We start from the raw sequence: 15905 nt of genomic DNA on the forward strand, positions 1-15905 counted from the left end.
CGCGTAAATCTGAAAGCGGACGAGCCGTGATGCTAGAGACTATCTCCGGCGGCCCCGAGCCCTCCGCCCCCGACCAGGCAAGGTCAATGGCGCGGAAGGCCAAGTGCGAAGCTATGTCCGAAATCCAGTCATGATCAAGACGAAGAAACCTCACGCCAGGCTCTATGGCTCCGCCAGGTGGTCGCGGCTGCGGCGCGTCGCGCTGGCCCGAGACGGCTGGATCTGCCGGTTCTGCGGCGTCCTCCTCCAGGAGGGGCGCGGAGACGATGGAGGTCCGGCGGCAGTGGTCGACCACGTCAGGCCGCATCGCGGGGATCAGGCCATGTTCTTCGACCTGGAGAACCTGCAAAGCCTCTGCAAGCCCTGCCACGATCAGCACAAGCAGGCCATCGAAGCCAGAGGCTACGACGCAGCGCCTGGACTCGACGGGTGGCCGGTCGACCCGGCGCACCCGGCGGCCTGATCCATCAGGGATTTTTGTTGTATAAAAATCACTATATGTTGCAAAAAAGATACGAAAACCCCTCGGGGGGGCGAAATCCCGCAAAATCCCCCGCCTGCTGACCGGCGTCCAAAGCCATCTTTGCACAAAGCTGGAATTGAAAGGGAAAAACCCAATGAAGGCAGGATCTTGAACTCATGAAGGGGCGGAAGCCTTCCCCCGAGAAAGTCGTTCCGCTGCGGCGGGGCGGCGAAACGCGGAGCCTTGACGAGCGCGCGGCCGACGAGGCCGCCGCGCGGAAGCCGTTCAATCTGACCGCAGACGAGGCCGCGCTCTGGGACGAGATCGCGCCGGAGCTGGCGAAGCTCGGGCGGCTCAAGGCGATCTTCGTCCATGCGGTGCATGAATATGTCGCGGCTCTGGCGAGGCTCCGGGCCTATCGCGCGGAGCTGCGGGAGGATGGCGAAACCTATGAGGTGAAGGGCCGCAACGGCGACCAGCAAAAGAGCGTCCCTGCTGTCGCGCAATATAACGAATCCTGGCGCCAGTGGCGCGCTCTGGCCGCCGAGCTGGGCCTGACGCCCGCCTCCGAGCGCGGCCTCGGCGGGGCGGTCCGCGACCTCTTCGACGATCCGGCGGATGAATTTCTCGGATGATTCCCGAGGATGAAAATACGGCGGCGGGGCGGCGGGTGCGGGCCTATGCCGAGGCGGTCGTTTCGGGCTCCATTCTCGCAGGGCCTTTCGTGCGCGACGCCGGGCGTCGGCATCTGGAGGATCTCGCGACGGGGGCGGCGCGCGGCTTGCGCTTCGATGAGCAGGCCGCAGGCCGGGCCATCCGGTTTTTCGAGGTGGTCTTGCGCGTCCGCATGGGCCGCGAGATGATCCCCTTCTTCCTGCTCGATTGGCAGGCCTTCGTCGTGGGCTCGCTCTTCGGCTGGCTTTTCCGGCATGGCGACGGCTCGGAAACCCGCCGCTTTTCAGAGGCCTATATCGAGACAGGCAAGGGTTCGGGGAAATCGCCGCTCGCCGCCGGGATCGGGCATTATCTCTTTCTGGCTGATGGTGAACTTGAGCCCGAAATCTACGCCGCCGCGACGAAAAAAGACCAGGCGATGGTCTTGTTTCGCGATGCCGTGTCTATGGTCAATGGGTCGCGGGCGCTTCGGCGCCGCATCGTCAAATCGGGCAAGGTGCCTGTCTGGCAACTCTCTGACCCGCGCTCAGGCGGCTTCTTCAAGCCTCTCTCGAATGACGACGCTCAATCCGGGCCGCGCCCTTCCTGCGGTCTGGTCGACGAATTCCACGAGCACAAGACGAGCGATACGCTCGAAATGCTCAAGGCGGGCTTCAAGGGGCGGGTCAGCCCCCTCCTCTTCATCATCACCAATTCGGGCTCCGACGTTCAGACGCCCTGTTACGAGCTCCACGAGCACGCCCTCAAGGTCGCCTCCGGCGACGTCGAGAACGACGGCCTCTTCGCCTATGTCTGCGGTATGGACGAAGGCGACGATCCGATGGAGGATGAAGGCCTCTGGATCAAAGGGAACCCCTCCCTCGGCGTCGTCGTCGGCCCGGCCTATGTCCGCCGAGCCGTCTCCGACGCGAAGCTTCTGCCTTCGCGCGAGAACAAGGTCCGCAGACTTTATTTCTGCGAATGGACCGATGCTCCGGAAAGCTGGATCAGGCGCGGGGCCTGGGCGACCTGCGAACGGTCGGAATTGGCCCTGAGCGATTTCGCGCGCCGCCCCTGTTTCGCCGGTCTGGATCTGTCCTACACCAGCGATCTGAGCGCCCTGGCTCTGGCCTTCCCGGATGCGGAGGGCGGGATCGACCTCTTCGTCGAATTCTGGAAGGCCGCCGACGTGCTGGAGGAGCATGAAGAGCGCGACCGCGTGAAATATCGCGATTGGGCCAAGCGCGGCTTTCTCCATGCGCCGCCCGGCAAGGTGCTGAAGACCAGGCCAGTCGCGCAGAGACTCGCTGAAATCCAATCGGAATTCGATCTCCAGATGGTCGCCTATGACCGTTACCGCCTGAAGGATTTCGCGGCGGATCTGGAGGCGCTCGGGCTGGATCTTCCCATGCTGGAGCATCCGCAAGGTTTCCGGCGCGGCCGGAAGCTGACCGATCCGGCGACGGGCGAGGATATCGCCTATCCCCTCTGGATGCCGGAAAGCGTCCAGCTTCTGGAGAACAGCGTGATCGAAGGAACTCTGCGCGTGGCGCCCAATCCGGTCCTGCGCTGGAACGTCTCCTCGGCCAAGATCCTCGAAGATCCGGGCGGAACCGGAAACCGGATTCTCGACAAACGCCGCTCGACGGGCCGGATCGACGGCGCCGTCGCGAGCGCCATGGCGGTCGGCGGAGCACGCTCCAGGCCCATCCCGAAGGTCGAAACCGGGAGCTATCTGGAAGCTGGCGAGATGGTGGTGCTCTGATGGCCGTGCTCGACCAATATGGCCGCCCTCTGGAGAGCAAGCAGCATGTCGAGCAGGTTCTCGCCCGCCTCGACGCTCTTGGCGGAGGGGCGAGCGAGGCCGGGGCGGCGGTCACGCCCGCCACGGCCCTCGGCGTCACGACGGTCCTGGCTTGCGTGGACGCCATCGCGCGGGGCTGCGCCGTGCCTGGTCTGGAGGTCTGCCGCGAGGACGCCGGGGGCCGCGATCTCCTGGCCCGCGACGCGCCGGAATTCCGGGTGCTCAACCGCCGTCCGAACGAATGGCAGACCAGCCTTGAATTCCGCCGCACGCTCACCGCCCACGCCGCCCTGACCGGCAACGGCTACGCCATCCCGGTCAGGGTCGGCGGTCGGCTCAAGGAGCTGATTCCGGTCATGCCGGATCAGGTCCATATCGAAGACGTCGGGCGGTATCAGAGGGTCTATCGCGTCTTCGATCAATGGGGCGAGGTCGGCGTCTTCGATCCCTCGGCGATCTTCCATCTGCCGAATCTCATGTGGGACGCGGTCCGGGGCCTCGACACCCTGCGGGCCGCGCGCGAAGCCGTCGGGCTCGCGCGCGCGATCGAGGGAGCGCAGGCTCGCCACCAGCGCAACGCGGGCAGGCCGAACGGCATCCTCTTCACCGACCAGACGCTCGGAAGCGCGCAGGGGGCCGGGGCTCTGGAGCGGATCAAGGAGGGCTGGAAGGCCGTCACCGAAGGCGGGAACCGCGGCAAGACGGCGGTGCTGGACTACGGCTTCAAATGGCAATCTCTCGAAATGTCGTCCGTCGACGCGCAGCTTCTGGAGACCCGACGCTTCCAGGTGGAGGAGATCTGCCGGGCCTTCGGCGTCTATCCCCAGATCGTCATGCACACCGACAAGGCCTCGACCTTCGCCAGCGCCGAGGCCTTCTTCAAGGCCCACATGCAGACGGTCCTCTCCTGGCAGGAGATCTGGATCCAGCGCCTCGACGAATTCGCCCTGGATGGAGCCGGGCCGCTCTATGTCCGCTTCGACAACCGAAAACTGGAGGCGGCCAGCTTGCGGGATCGGGGCGAATACGCCGCCCGCATGGCTGGCTCGGGGGGGCACGCCTCCATTCTGACCATCAACGAGATCCGCGGCGAATTCGGCCATGCGCCGATCCCGGGCGGCGACGTGCTTTATCCGCCCAGCGCTCTGGCGAAGACCGATCCTCAAGGAGGCGCAGGTGAAGAATAAGCTCGCATGGGCGCAGGGCGTCGAGATCAAGTCCGATCAGATCGACGATCAGACCGGCGTTTTCGAGGGCTATGGCGCGATTTTCGGCGCGCGCGACAAGGGCGGCGACGTGATCGAGCCAGGCGCCTTCGCCGCGAGCCTCGCGCGGCACAGGACGGCGGGCTCCATGCCTGCGCTGCTGCTGCAGCATGATCCGGCCTCGCCGGTCGGCGTCTGGGAGATCGTCGAAGAGGACGCGCGCGGCCTGCGGGTCAGGGGCCGTCTCCTGCTCGACGTCCAGGCGGGGCGGGAGGCGCTGGCGCTGCTCAAGGCGCGGGCCTTGACCGGGCTTTCCATCGGCTATCGAACCCTGCGCTCCAAAGGCGGCGCCGATGGAGTCCGGATGCTTCAGGAGGTCGATCTCTGGGAGGTTTCTCTCGTGACCTTCCCCATGCAGCCGCTCGCGGGCGTCGACTCCGTGAAATTCTCCGAACTGGAGGCGGGCGTGGATTCGCTCGCCGAAGCCGAGGCCCTGCTTCGAGAGGAAGCCGGGTTCTCGCGCAAGGCCGCCCGCGATTTCGTCGGGCGCATTCTGGCTCTGGACCGGAAGCGGCGTGAGGCCGAGGCCGATCAACAGGCCCTGACCTCCGCCGCTCAGCGGCTTCTCACCGTCTTTCAGTAATCAGGAGGCCCTATGGCCAGCATCGAACCCATCCTGCGGGGAACCGCAGCCCGTCACCATGCGCATTTTCTGGCGGCCATGGCGCGTCATCCCGGCGCGCGCGAAATCAAGGAGGCGGGCGCGCCCTCCGCCGCCGAGATCGCCAGGACCCTCGACGGGCTCGCGGCGGGCTTCGAGGCCTTCAAGGTCAAGAACGACGAGCGCCTGAAGCAGATCGAAACCAGGGGCTCCGCCGACGTCGTGACGCGCGAGGAGCTGGAGAAGATCAGCGGGCATCTCGACCGCCTCTCCGGCGTCAAGAAGGATCTGGAGGAGCTTCAGACCAAGCTCGCGCGTCCTGGCGCTCTGGGCGGCGGCGGGCCGGGCGAACGCCTCACGCCCGAAGCCGCCGAACACAAGAGCGCCTTCGAAGCCATGCTCCGCGAGCCGGAGGACCATGGCCGACAGGCGGCGCTTCAGGAGGCCGAGAAGAAATGGCGCGGAGCCTTGCCTCCCGAGGAGCGCAAGGCGGTCAACACCCTCACCGGCGCGGCGGGCGGCTTCGCGGTTCCCGAGATGATCGCCGCGCGCATCGAGCGGGAGCTGGCCGAGACGGCGGGTCTGCGCAACATCGTGGATGTGGTGCAGGCCGGGTCCGCCGACTTCAAGCAGCTGGTCGACGTCGGCGGCCAGGCCTACGGCTGGGTCGGCGAAGGCGACGCCCGCGCCGAGACCGGAACGGCGGGGCTGGCGGAGGTCGCGCCCACCTTCGGCATGATCTACGCCTATCCCAAGGCCTCGGAGGAGGCTCTGTCGGACATGTTCTTCGACGTCGAGAACTGGATCCTCACCAGCACGCTGGAAGGATTCGAGCGGGGCGAAGACGCCGCCATCGTCTCGGGCAACGGGACGAAGAAGCCCACGGGATTCCTGACCGGAGCGCCGACGGCGCAGAAGGACGGCGTCCGCGCCTTCGGAACGCTGCAATATGTGGCCTCCGGCGCGGCGGCGACGCTCTCCGGCGGCGACCCGCTGGTGGATCTGATCTACGCCCTCAAGAGCGGCTATCGCGCGAACGCGCGCTGGCTCATGAACAAGATGACCGTCGCGCGGGTCCGCAAGCTCAAGGATTCCGAGGGGGATTATCTCTGGCGGCCCGGCCTCGAGCTGGGCCAGCCGGATCGGCTGCTCGGCTATCCGGTCAAGGAATCCGAGGATATGCCCGACGTCGCGGCGGACAGCCTCCCCATCGCCTTCGGCGACTTCAAGGCGGCCTATCTGCTGGTGCCTCTGACGGGGCTGCGCATCACCCGCGACGAGGTCACGACCCCGGGTTACGTCAAGTGGTATGTGCGCCGCCGTCTGGGCGGCAAGGTCAGGAAATCCGAGGCGATCAAGCTGCTGAAGATCGCCGCGACCTGATCCGCCCCTCTCCCTCCTCCCTTCAATACCGCCTCGGCAAGCCCGGGGCGGGAAGGAGCGCTTCCATGCCGAAAGTCGTTTTCGTCCAGCCTTTCAAATTCTCGCCTGACGGGGTGGAGATCATCGAATATCCGGTCGGCGGGGCCAGCGTCTCGGCCCGATGCGCCGAAGTCGCCGAGCTGGCGGGCGTTCTGGAGGGGCCCGAGAAGGCTGCCTCCAAAGGCGCTCCTGAGGTCAAGTCGTGAGCTGGTCCGCGCTCCGGCGCATCGCCCCCGCGCCCGAGAGCGCCCTGGAGGCGCTTGCGCCGCTCCAGACGCTGCGGGACCAGATCCGGATCGCGGATGATTTCGACGACGCCACGCTCAAGCGCCATCGCGCGGCGGCCTTCGGCCATCTCTCCGGCCCGGAGGGCGTCATTGGAATCGCGCTGGCGCCCGAAACCTGGCGGATGACGCTCCCCGGATTTCCGACGCGGCTGCGGATCCCGCTCGGGCCGGTCCAGTCGGTGGTCTCCGTCTCCTGCCGCACGCCGGAGGGAGGTGTGGAAACGCTCCCGCCCGAGACCTGGCGTGCGGCGCTGGATCTGGATCCGGCGGAGCTGATCGGGGTCTGGCCTCAGACGCAACCCGCGCCGGATGCGGTGCGGGTGGATTTCGTGGCGGGCTTCGCGCCGGAGGATTTCCCGGAGGCGATCCGTCAGGCGATCCATCTGCTGGTCGGCCATTGGGACCGCTACCGGGAGGCCGGAGCGCAGGACGCCGTGAAGAAGATCCCGCATGGAGTGTTCGATCTGATCGCGCCTTATCGGCGCGGGGTGGTGGCCTGATGGCCCGCATCGCGCCTCTCGCAGCCGGGAAGCGGCCCCATCTGGTCAGGCTGGAGCGCGCGGTCGAAACCCGCAACGCTCTGAACGAACCCGTTCGGTCCTGGGAGCTGATCGCCGAAGTCCGCGCCTCCAGGGTCGATGTCCTGGATTCCGAAAAGGTTCAGGCGGCGGAGCTTGCGGCGGAGATCCGCACGCAATTCGGATTCCGCTGGTCTCCGACGGTCGCGGGCGTCACGCCGCGCGACCGGCTGATCTGCGAGGGCGTCGCATATGCGATCCGCGGCGTGCGGGAGACCTGCCGACGCCGGGTCGGGATCGAAATGACCACGGTTCGGAGAGCGGAATGAGGCGCACCGTCAAGGTCGAGGGCCTGAAGGAGATCCGCGAAGTTCTGATGAATCTCCGGACGGCGGCGGCCCAGAGGCGCGTCCAGCGCGAGGCCCTGCGGGCGGGCGGCGAGGTCTTCGCCGAAGAGGCCCGCAAGCGCGCGCCCCGTGACACGGGCCTGCTCGCGCGCCGGATCTTCGTCACCAGCAATCTCTCGACACGCCAGAGGCGCGCCCATCGTCGCGGAAGCTTCGCCCCGGTCGAAATGCACGTCGGGCCTTTCCCTGCGCCCCGGGCCGTCACGCAGGAATTCGGAACGTCGTTCCATCCGCCTCAACCCTACATGCGCCCGGCTTGGGATCTCAAGCTCGGGGCGGCGGTCGGGGCCATCGTTCAGGCCCTTCAGGATCAGATCATGGCCGAGGCTCTGAAGGAGGAGCGCCGCGCCGCAAGGCGCGCGCGGCGCGGCCGGAGATGATCGAAGCGGCGATTTCGGCGCGGCTGCTGGCCGATCTGGCGTTGGCGGAGCTGGTCGGAGCACGGATCTGGTGGCATCGGCGCGATCAGGGCTCAGCCCTGCCGGCTCTGGTGCTGCACAGGATCAGCGAGGCGCAGGACTACACCTATCGGGGCGCGGTGAATCTGCGCCCGCTCCGCATCCAGATCGACGTCCATGGCGCGACGGCGCTGGAGGCGACGCGCACGCTCCGCACTGCGGAGGCTGCGCTTTCCGGCGCGAGCTGGAGCGCGGAAGGCGTCGAAATCCTCGGAAGTTTCATCGAGGGCGGCGGCGGCTCGTCTTCGGAAGGCTCCGCCGCCGATCCGCCCGAAGGCGCGCGGCTGCGGTTCGACGCAATCATCCATTGGAGGGCTCTATGAGCAGCAATGCGGGAATCGGCTGGGGCATCAAGCTTGAGCAGAGCGCGGACGGGACGGCCTGGACCGAATTGGCGGAGGTCTCGCATGTGACGCCGCCGAATTACGAGGCGGAGACCATCGACGTCACGCATTACCAGAGCGAGGGCAAACGGCGAGAATTCATCTCGGGTCTGAGCGACGGCGGCACGGGCTCCATCACTCTGAACCATGTCCCCGGCTCGGCGACTGAGACCCTGCTCATCAGCCTGCAGAAATCCGGCGAGGCCTCGAAATTCCGGATCAGCTGGCCGAAGAGCGGCCCGAAATGGGTGTTCGAAGGGATCGTCGCCTCCTACGCCATCGACCCGCCCGTCGACGGGAAAATGACCGCCGAAGTCTCCATCAAGGTCACGGGCGACACGACCATCACTCCGGCGGGGGGCTGACATGGCGAACCCGGTCAAGGGCGAAGTCGGCTTCGAGGTCGATGGAACGTCTTACAAGTTCGTCCTCTCGACGAATGCGCTTTGCGAGCTGGAGGACGCCGTGGGCCTCCCTGTCTCCAGATTCGGCGAGATGCTGGCGGCTCCCTCGATGCGGCAGGTCCGCGCGATCTTCTGGGCGGGGCTGATCGACCATCATCCGGGGATCACGCCTCCCGAGGCTGGACGCCTGATGGATCGGCTCAGCGTGGCGGAGAGGGATTCTCTGCTGGAGCGGGCCTTCAGGCTCGCCTTCCCCGAGGCCGGGACGCCGCAGAAGGGCGCTGCGGGAAACGGGCCGCGAAAGCGGGCTGGGACTGGCTAGAGCTGCTGACGCGATATGTCGAAGCGGGCCTCGACCCGGAAGGATTCTGGCGCGCGACTCCTCGTCTCGTGGCGGCGCATCTGGCGGGCGCGTCCCGGCGGATGGCCCGCGAGCAGGGCCTCGCCCTCGACGCCGCATGGTATGGCGCCGGTCTCCAGCGCGCCAGGAAGCTTCCGAACCGCCCCTCCTCGCAACACGAGCGGGACCGCCCCCGCGAATTCGGCGACAGCCCGGACGAGATCCTGGCCGCCGCCATGACCTGGCACCTCCGAGTGAAGGCTACCGTGAAGAAATGACCATGAAAGCCGTCATCGGCGCGCTCAGGATCAACCTCGGGCTGGACAGCATCCAGCTCGAGGAAGGCCTCCTGGCCGCGCAAGTCCGTCTGGACCGCTTCGCCGAGCGCGCCGGCCGGGCCGGGATCGAGATGTCGAAGCGGTTCACCGCGCCTTTCATGGCGGCGGTGGGCGGCATCGGCGCCGCCTTTCACAGCCTGTCCGGACAGATCAAGGACACGGCGCAGGCCGCCAAGATCTCGAACACCGATATCGAGAGCTTCCAGAAGCTGGCCTGGGCGGCGAAATCGGTCGGGGTCGAACAGGAGAAGCTCGGAGACATCCTGAAGGATGTTCAGGACAAGGTGGGCGATTTCCTCGCTGGCGGCGGTGGGGAAATGAAGGATTTCTTCGAGAACATCGCGCCAAAGGTCGGGGTGACGGCCGAGCAATTCCGAAATCTCTCCGGCGCGGACGCGCTCGGGCTTTACGTCAAGAGCCTCCAGCAGGCCGGAATATCTCAGAGCGAGATGGTCTTTTACATGGAGGCTCTGGCGAATGACGCCAGCCTCCTCGCGCCGCTCTACGCCGACGGCTCCAAGGAGCTGACCCGCCTTTCCGGGGAGGCGGAGAAATTCGGCCTCGTGACCAGCGATCAGGCCGCCGCCTCGCAGCGATATTCCGAGAGCGTCGCCTCCATGCAGGCGAGCGTCCGCGGCGTGGCTCTGGCGCTGATCGACTCCGGGCTGCTCGACGCCATGACGGGGCTCGTCGACAAATTCGCGGGCTGGGTGCGGGGGTTGAAGGAGGTCGACGCCGAGACCGTGCGCTGGGGCGTCGGGCTGGCCGCCGCTGCGGCGACCATCGGCCCGGTTCTGATCGGCCTCTCGCTCATGGCGAGCGGCGCCTCCGCCCTGATCGGCGCCTTCAGGATGGCGGGGGCGGCGATCGCGACGGCGCTGAACGGAATCGCCGCCGTTTTCGCAGCGAGCCCGATCCTCATGAGCATCGCGGCCATCGGGACGGCGGCTTACCTGATTTACGAGAATTGGGAGCCGGTCAAGGCGTGGTTCGCCGAGATCTGGGACTCGGTGAAGGAGATCTTCACCGGGGCCGTGAAATGGGTCTATGGCCTGATGACCTTCGATTTCCGCCTTGCGGCGGAGGGCGGCGCGGAGGCCTGGCGCGGAATGGTCGGCGTCGTCTCCGGGCTCTGGACGGCGCTGGCGGGAACGATCAAGGCCGTCTGGACGGACATCCTCGCGCCGATCCTCGACGCATTCGGCCTGCTCAAACCCCTTGAAATGGCCTGGGCGGGCCTGACGACGGCGCTTGGTCTCGCCTGGGAGACGATCAAGGGGATTTTCGCGGCGTCCTGGGAAGCCGTGAAGCCTGTGCTCGCCGAGCTGGGAGCGGTCAAATTCATTCAGGAGGCCTGGGAGGGACTCGGGAATTTCTTCGCCGGGCTTTGGGACAAGATCGGCGGGATCTTCGACGCGGCCATGGAGCGCGTCCGCCGCGTGGTCGAGTGGTTCAAGGGCGCGGTCGAGACCGTGACCAGCGCGGCGTCGCGCGTTTCGGAGGCGACGAAGAGCCTGGGGCCGGGTCAGCCGATCTATGCGGCGCCGCCCGCGCCCGCCACGGGTTTCTTCGATTCCCTGCGGCCGGGCGCCTCTCCGGCGCGGCTCGACGGCGCAAGGGCGGAGGGCGGCCCGGTGCGCGCGGGCGGGAGCTATCTCGTCGGCGAGCAGGGGCCGGAGATCTTCACGCCCTCCCTGTCCGGCCAGATCATCCCCAACGGCGGTTTCGGCGCCGCGAATCTGGGCGGCTTCACGGCGCTGGCCTCGGTGGCGCGCGGCGCGGCTCAGGCGCTCGGGCTGATCCCGCAGGCGGCTCAGGCCGCGGGCTCCAGCGCCTCCGAAGCTGGAAGCAGTTTTGCCGGGATTGGCCGGACGCTGGGCGGGGAATTTCTCTCGGCGGTGCGGTCGGTCGAGGCTGGCGCGAAATCCATCGGCGCCGCCTTCAAGGACATGGGGAGGAACATCGCCTCCAGCCTCCTGCAATCGGGCCTGAACTGGGGCCTCAACACCCTCGGAAACCTCCTGAGCGGCGGCTCCGGAGGGGCGGGCGGCGGCGGCTTGGGCGGCCTGCTCGGCGGCTTGTTCCAGGGCGGATCGGGCGGAGGAGGAGGCTTTTTCGCCAATCTCTTCGGCGGATTCAGGGCGATGGGCGGCGGCGTCGAGCGCGGCGTCTCCTATGTCGTCGGCGAGCGCGGGCCAGAGCTTTTCACGCCGGGCGCCTCCGGCGCGATCCTGCCGAACGACGCCCTGACGGCGGGGCCGCAGGGCGGAGAGCTCGGCGTCCGGGTCTGGGTCGACGACGACGGCAGACTGAAAGCGGTCGCCGAGAGGGCGGGCGCGCAGGCGGCGGGCGGCGTCGTGCAGGAGGGGCTCCGGCGCTATCATGACGACCTGCCGCGCCACCTCTCCAGCCTTCAGGACACGGCGAGGAAGCGCTATTGACCGCCCTGCTCGAATGGCCCGTGCGGCTGCTGCGGCACACGAAACTGACGGTCGCGCCGGAGCCTTTCACCCGCTCGGCGGGCGTGAGCCTCTCCGGGCGCGAGCAGATCGTGGGCTCGCTGGCCATGCGCTGGCGGCTGGATTTCGACCTCGCCGCCGCTCCGCCGGAGATCGCGCGGGAATGGCCCGGCTGGGTCACGGCCATGCAGGGGCGTCTGCGCCGGGCGCTGATCCCGCTGGATCATCACCTTCTTTATGACCTGCGGGACGCCATGGAGCCTTATTCCGACGGCGATTTCTTCGCTGACGGAACGGGCTTCATTTATCGCGGGGCGGTGACTTTCACCGAAGTCCTGGCGGCGGGCGCAGCTTCCGCCCTGATCGAGACGCCGCCCGGCCATCCGCTCCGGATCGGGGATTACTTCTCCTTGCGGGGGAACCTTCATCAGATCATCGCGCCGGGCCGCACGGGCGACGTTTATCCGGTCTGGCCGCCCATCCCGGCGAGCGTAGAGGCCGGGACGGAGATCGAGACCAAGCCTCCGCGCATCCTCGCGCGGCTGGCGGAGGATGATTCCGGCGCGCTTGCTCTCGCCTTCGGGCGCTGGGGCGATCCGACCCGCGTGAGCTTCATTTCGGAGATCAGATGATCCCCTATTTCACGCCCGCGCAGGCGGAGCTTCTGGCGGGCGCCTCCGTCCGGATGATCCGCTTCCTGCGGCTGGATTTCGCTTCGGAGACAGTGCGCCTCTGCGACGCCGCGCAGGCGGTCCATGCGGGCGGTCATCTCTGGAGCGGCCTCGGCGGCTGGATCCAGGCCGACGCGCCGCCGCCGACGGCGGGCCTCGACGCCACGCCGCGCCGGTTCACGCTCTCGCCTGGCGCCCATGCGCGGCTCGACCTCTCCGGCGTGCTCTGGAGCGAGGCGGAGGTGGCGGAGCGCCCGGTCTGGGAGGGCGTCGGCCTCTATCTGGAGGACTGGAGCCTCGTCGGCGATCTGGCGACTATCTACGTCGGGCGGATGCACCGCCCCGAGCTGGATTACGACCAGCGGACGGCGCGCGTGGTCCTGACCTGCGAGGGCCTCTTCGCCGACCGCGCCCGCCCTCTCGACCAGCTGATGAGCGACCGCTCGCAACAGGCGCGATACCCCGGCGACCGGGGCCTCGCGCATCTCGTGCCTCTCCGCAACAAGACCGTGACCTGGCCCGCGTTCTGATGACCCTCTCCGATTATCTGGCGCAAGCCCGAAGCCGTCGCTGGCTCTGGGGCGAGGTCGATTGCCTGCATTTCGCCCTCGGCTGGCTGGCCGAGGCGACGGGCCGCGACCTGCGCCCGACCCTGCCCGCCTATGGTTCGTATCGCGAGGGACGGCGGATGCTCGGCGCGCTCTGGCCCGATTATGGCGCCATGCTGGAGGATCTGGCGGGCCGGGCCGGATGGCTCCCGCGCGGGGGCGCCCCGCAGGCGGGCGACCTCGCCCTGATCGCGGGCGGCCATGGCCCGACGGCGGCCATCCGTCTCGCCGAAGGCTACGCCGCGCAGGATGCGGCGGGCGTGATCTGGCTCCGCGCCGCGCCTGGCGCCCGCCATTGGGGGCCGTCATGCCCCAGATGATCGCGGCGGCCATCGTGACGGCGGCGGGAATAACCGGCACCGCCGCCGCCATCGCGACGGCTGTCCTTTCGACCGCGATTTCGCTGGCCGGGACCATGGCGCTGAACAAGCTCATGACGCCCGACGCTCCGCGCCCGAGCGATGGTCAACGCAACATCCGGCAGGGCGCGACGCCCTATATGGTCCATGTCGGTCGGATGCGCGCGGGCGGCGCCATAGCCTTCTATGAGAGTTCGGACGGGACGCTCCGGGTGCTCGTCGTGACCGGGCGCGGCGCATGCGACGGGATCGAGGAGATCTGGCTGAACGATCTCCGCGTGACGCTGGACGGCTCCGGCGTCGTCACGAACGGCAAATATCCGGACGGCTGCGTGAGCATCGAGACGCGGCTCGGGTCAGTTCCCGGCCTGCCCTATGCGGGTCTGATCGCGGATTTCCCGAGCCTCTGGACGGCGGCTCACCGCCTCGACGGGCTGGCCTCCGCGCTCTGCCGGTTCAGGACGGTCCCGGCGGATAAATTCAGCGACGTCTACGGCGGCGGAGAGCCCGAGTATAATCAGGTCTCGCGCTGGCAAAGGCCCCGAGATCCTCGCACAGGCGTCGAGGTCTGGACCGACAATGCGGCCTGCGTCATCGGCTGGTATCTGACGAGCGCCGCGCATGGCATGGGTCGCCGGATCACTTGGGCGGACCTCGACCTCCCGAGCTGGGCGCAGGCGGCGGCGGATTGCGACGATCCGATTCCGCTCCGGGCGGGCGGGACGGAGCCACGCTGGCGGCTCGGGGGGAGTTACCAGCTCACCGAGCGCGGCGTCGACGTGCTGGCCCGCCTGCTGGCGGCTTGCGACGGCGAGATCTTCATGACGGCGGCCGGGAAAATCGGCTTGCGGGTGGGGAAATATCGGCCCCCGCAATTCGAGCTGACGGGCTGGGACCACGTCCTCGCGGTGCGCAGCGCCTCGCCGACGCCGGACGCCGCCGATCTGTGGACGGTGGGTCAGGCGGTCTATGTGGAGCCGCGTCTCGATTATCTGGAGACCACGGCTGACGAATGGCGGGCCGAGGCCCGGATCGCGCTTTACGGCGAGCGGATCCGGGATTTCCAGTTCTTCATGTGCCAGAGCCACGGCCAGACGCGGCGGCTTCTGAAGGTCCGGCAGGCGAAGGAGAACCCGCCTCTGACCCTGACGCTCGTGACGGACCTCTATGGCATGGCGGCGGTGGGGGCGGAGACGATCCTCCTGCGCCTTCCGGATCTGGGGATCGACGGGGTCTTTCGGTTCGTCTCGCCGCCGGAGCTTTCCGAGGATCTGACCAGCGTCACGATGCAGCTCGCGGCTTTCGACGCTGCGGCGGTCTACGGCTGGGCTGCGGCGACCGAGGAGGGCGACGGCCCTGAGATCCCGGCCCGGACGGATCCGGCGCTCGGCTCGGCGCATATTCCGGCGCCGGTCCTGACCGCGACGGTCGAGCGGGGCCTCCTGAATGGATCGACCCCCGCCGCGCAGATCCGGCTCGGCTGGCCCGAACCGCCTCTCGGGCAGGTCGCGCAGGCGCAATACGCCCGCGCCGGGACGGAGGTCTGGGAGACGATCCTGACGGTCGAGGGCCAGCTCTCGGCCCTGACGCCCTGGCTCCCCGACAATGCGTCCTATGACCTGCGCGCCCGCTATGTCGGGCCGCGCGGTTCCGGCGCTTGGGCGACGGTCTCGGGCGTCGAGATTCAGGCGGACGCCACGCCGCCCGCGCCGCCGGGCGTCTCGGACGTCGTCATGGCGGGCGGCGCGCTTGTCCTCAGGTTCGCCCCGGATTGGGGCGCGCGCTACGCCGTGACGGAGCTGTGGCGCGCAGGACCCGGCGCGGCCTTCGCTTCGGCGGCGCGGATCGCCTCCGCGCCCTCGCCCCTCGCGGAGATCTGCGATCCGACCCCGCCCGCGAGCGCCGACTACTGGCTGATCTCCCTCAATCATTCGGGCGTCGCCAGCGCGCCCGTCTTCGCCCACGCCCGGAGGCCCTGACATGACCGGATTGACATTTCCTCCCGCGCTTGTCGTGCGCGACGACGCCTTGGTCGACAAGGGCAAGTTGCGGACTCTCCTCGAGGAGCTCAATGCGCGCCTGAGCCTCCTCGTCGACGGCGCGGCCCCGCTCCGATATGCGACCGAGGCCGCTTTGCTGGCCGACCTGGCGCCCGCCGAGGGGATGCTGGCGCAGGCGCTGGACACGGGGCGGCATTTCGTCCGCGCCGGGACGGGCGCGCCCTGGTCCAGCGTCCCGGATCGCCTGGCGGCCGAAGTGGCGAATCGGATCGAGGCCCTGTCGTCGGAGGCCTCGGCCCGCGCCGCGGGCGACGCGGCGCTGGCGACGGAGCTGACCGGCAAGCTCTCGGCCCCTGCGCCGGGCGAGATTCTCGACGTCCCGGCCGGCGCGCTCGGCCCCAATGGACGGGTGGTCGCGGCTGCGCGCAGCTCAGACGGCCGCACGCCGGAGAGGATCTATGCCG

At 68.3% G+C, this 15905-nt stretch carries 19 protein-coding genes; all 19 read left to right on the forward strand.

The genetic code is table 11. The annotated features are described in order from the left end of the window. Positions 1-130: 130 nt before the first annotated feature. Positions 131-463, forward strand: coding sequence for an HNH endonuclease signature motif containing protein (locus PHN62_RS16785; protein ID WP_300152519.1), 333 nt, complete (start codon positions 131-133; stop codon positions 461-463). Between the two features lie 176 nt (positions 464-639). After that, on the forward strand, positions 640-1098 hold the full coding sequence (locus tag PHN62_RS16790; RefSeq protein WP_300152521.1) for a phage terminase small subunit P27 family: 459 nt from the start codon (positions 640-642) through the stop codon (positions 1096-1098). Continuing rightward, positions 1095-2882, forward strand: a complete 1788-nt coding sequence (locus PHN62_RS16795) for a terminase large subunit (RefSeq protein ID WP_300152523.1) — start codon at positions 1095-1097, stop codon at positions 2880-2882. Before PHN62_RS16790 ends, PHN62_RS16795 begins: the two co-directional genes overlap by 4 nt. Continuing rightward, positions 2882-4108, forward strand: coding sequence for a phage portal protein (locus PHN62_RS16800; protein ID WP_300152525.1), 1227 nt, complete (start codon positions 2882-2884; stop codon positions 4106-4108). Before PHN62_RS16795 ends, PHN62_RS16800 begins: the two co-directional genes overlap by 1 nt. Next, positions 4098-4769: an HK97 family phage prohead protease gene (locus PHN62_RS16805; RefSeq protein ID WP_300152527.1), complete on the forward strand. Its 672-nt coding sequence runs from the start codon at positions 4098-4100 to the stop codon at positions 4767-4769. The genes PHN62_RS16800 and PHN62_RS16805 overlap by 11 nt, the downstream gene beginning before the upstream one ends. 12 nt (positions 4770-4781) lie before the next feature. Continuing rightward, on the forward strand, positions 4782-6170 hold the full coding sequence (locus PHN62_RS16810) for a phage major capsid protein (RefSeq protein WP_300152529.1): 1389 nt from the start codon (positions 4782-4784) through the stop codon (positions 6168-6170). 65 nt (positions 6171-6235) lie between these two features. Beyond that, on the forward strand, positions 6236-6415 hold the full coding sequence (locus PHN62_RS16815; RefSeq protein ID WP_300152531.1) for a hypothetical protein: 180 nt from the start codon (positions 6236-6238) through the stop codon (positions 6413-6415). Next, the gene (locus tag PHN62_RS16820) at positions 6412-6996 is read left to right on the forward strand and encodes a head-tail connector protein (RefSeq protein ID WP_300152533.1); all 585 of its coding nucleotides are present in this window, start codon (positions 6412-6414) and stop codon (positions 6994-6996) included. The genes PHN62_RS16815 and PHN62_RS16820 overlap by 4 nt, the downstream gene beginning before the upstream one ends. Next, the gene (locus PHN62_RS16825) at positions 6996-7343 is read left to right on the forward strand and encodes a head-tail adaptor protein (protein ID WP_300152535.1); all 348 of its coding nucleotides are present in this window, start codon (positions 6996-6998) and stop codon (positions 7341-7343) included. The genes PHN62_RS16820 and PHN62_RS16825 overlap by 1 nt, the downstream gene beginning before the upstream one ends. Then, on the forward strand, positions 7340-7801 hold the full coding sequence (locus PHN62_RS16830) for an HK97-gp10 family putative phage morphogenesis protein (RefSeq protein ID WP_300152536.1): 462 nt from the start codon (positions 7340-7342) through the stop codon (positions 7799-7801). Before PHN62_RS16825 ends, PHN62_RS16830 begins: the two co-directional genes overlap by 4 nt. Further along, a complete protein-coding gene (locus PHN62_RS16835) occupies positions 7798-8202 on the forward strand; it encodes a DUF3168 domain-containing protein (protein ID WP_300152538.1) in 405 nt (134 codons plus the stop codon). The genes PHN62_RS16830 and PHN62_RS16835 overlap by 4 nt, the downstream gene beginning before the upstream one ends. Next, on the forward strand, positions 8199-8627 hold the full coding sequence (locus PHN62_RS16840) for a phage tail tube protein (protein ID WP_300152540.1): 429 nt from the start codon (positions 8199-8201) through the stop codon (positions 8625-8627). The genes PHN62_RS16835 and PHN62_RS16840 overlap by 4 nt, the downstream gene beginning before the upstream one ends. Before the next feature lies 1 nt (position 8628). Then, positions 8629-8988, forward strand: coding sequence for a GTA-gp10 family protein (locus PHN62_RS16845; RefSeq protein WP_300152542.1), 360 nt, complete (start codon positions 8629-8631; stop codon positions 8986-8988). 298 nt (positions 8989-9286) lie between these two features. Continuing rightward, positions 9287-11785: a hypothetical protein gene (locus PHN62_RS16850; RefSeq protein ID WP_300152544.1), complete on the forward strand. Its 2499-nt coding sequence runs from the start codon at positions 9287-9289 to the stop codon at positions 11783-11785. After that, positions 11782-12435, forward strand: coding sequence for a hypothetical protein (locus PHN62_RS16855; protein ID WP_300152546.1), 654 nt, complete (start codon positions 11782-11784; stop codon positions 12433-12435). The genes PHN62_RS16850 and PHN62_RS16855 overlap by 4 nt, the downstream gene beginning before the upstream one ends. Further along, on the forward strand, positions 12432-13004 hold the full coding sequence (locus PHN62_RS16860) for a hypothetical protein (RefSeq protein ID WP_300152548.1): 573 nt from the start codon (positions 12432-12434) through the stop codon (positions 13002-13004). The genes PHN62_RS16855 and PHN62_RS16860 overlap by 4 nt, the downstream gene beginning before the upstream one ends. Continuing rightward, the gene (locus PHN62_RS16865; protein WP_300152550.1) at positions 13004-13402 is read left to right on the forward strand and encodes a hypothetical protein; all 399 of its coding nucleotides are present in this window, start codon (positions 13004-13006) and stop codon (positions 13400-13402) included. Before PHN62_RS16860 ends, PHN62_RS16865 begins: the two co-directional genes overlap by 1 nt. Beyond that, complete coding sequence (locus tag PHN62_RS16870) at positions 13390-15420, forward strand: hypothetical protein (protein WP_300152552.1); 2031 nt, start codon at positions 13390-13392, stop codon at positions 15418-15420. The genes PHN62_RS16865 and PHN62_RS16870 overlap by 13 nt, the downstream gene beginning before the upstream one ends. Position 15421: 1 nt before the next feature. Next, on the forward strand, positions 15422-15905 hold a 484-nt coding region (locus PHN62_RS16875; protein ID WP_300152554.1), incomplete at its 3' end, for a hypothetical protein.

Origin of the sequence: Neomegalonema sp. (assembly GCF_028688855.1) — a bacterium.
Taxonomy (GTDB): Bacteria; Pseudomonadota; Alphaproteobacteria; order Rhodobacterales; family Rhodobacteraceae; genus Neomegalonema.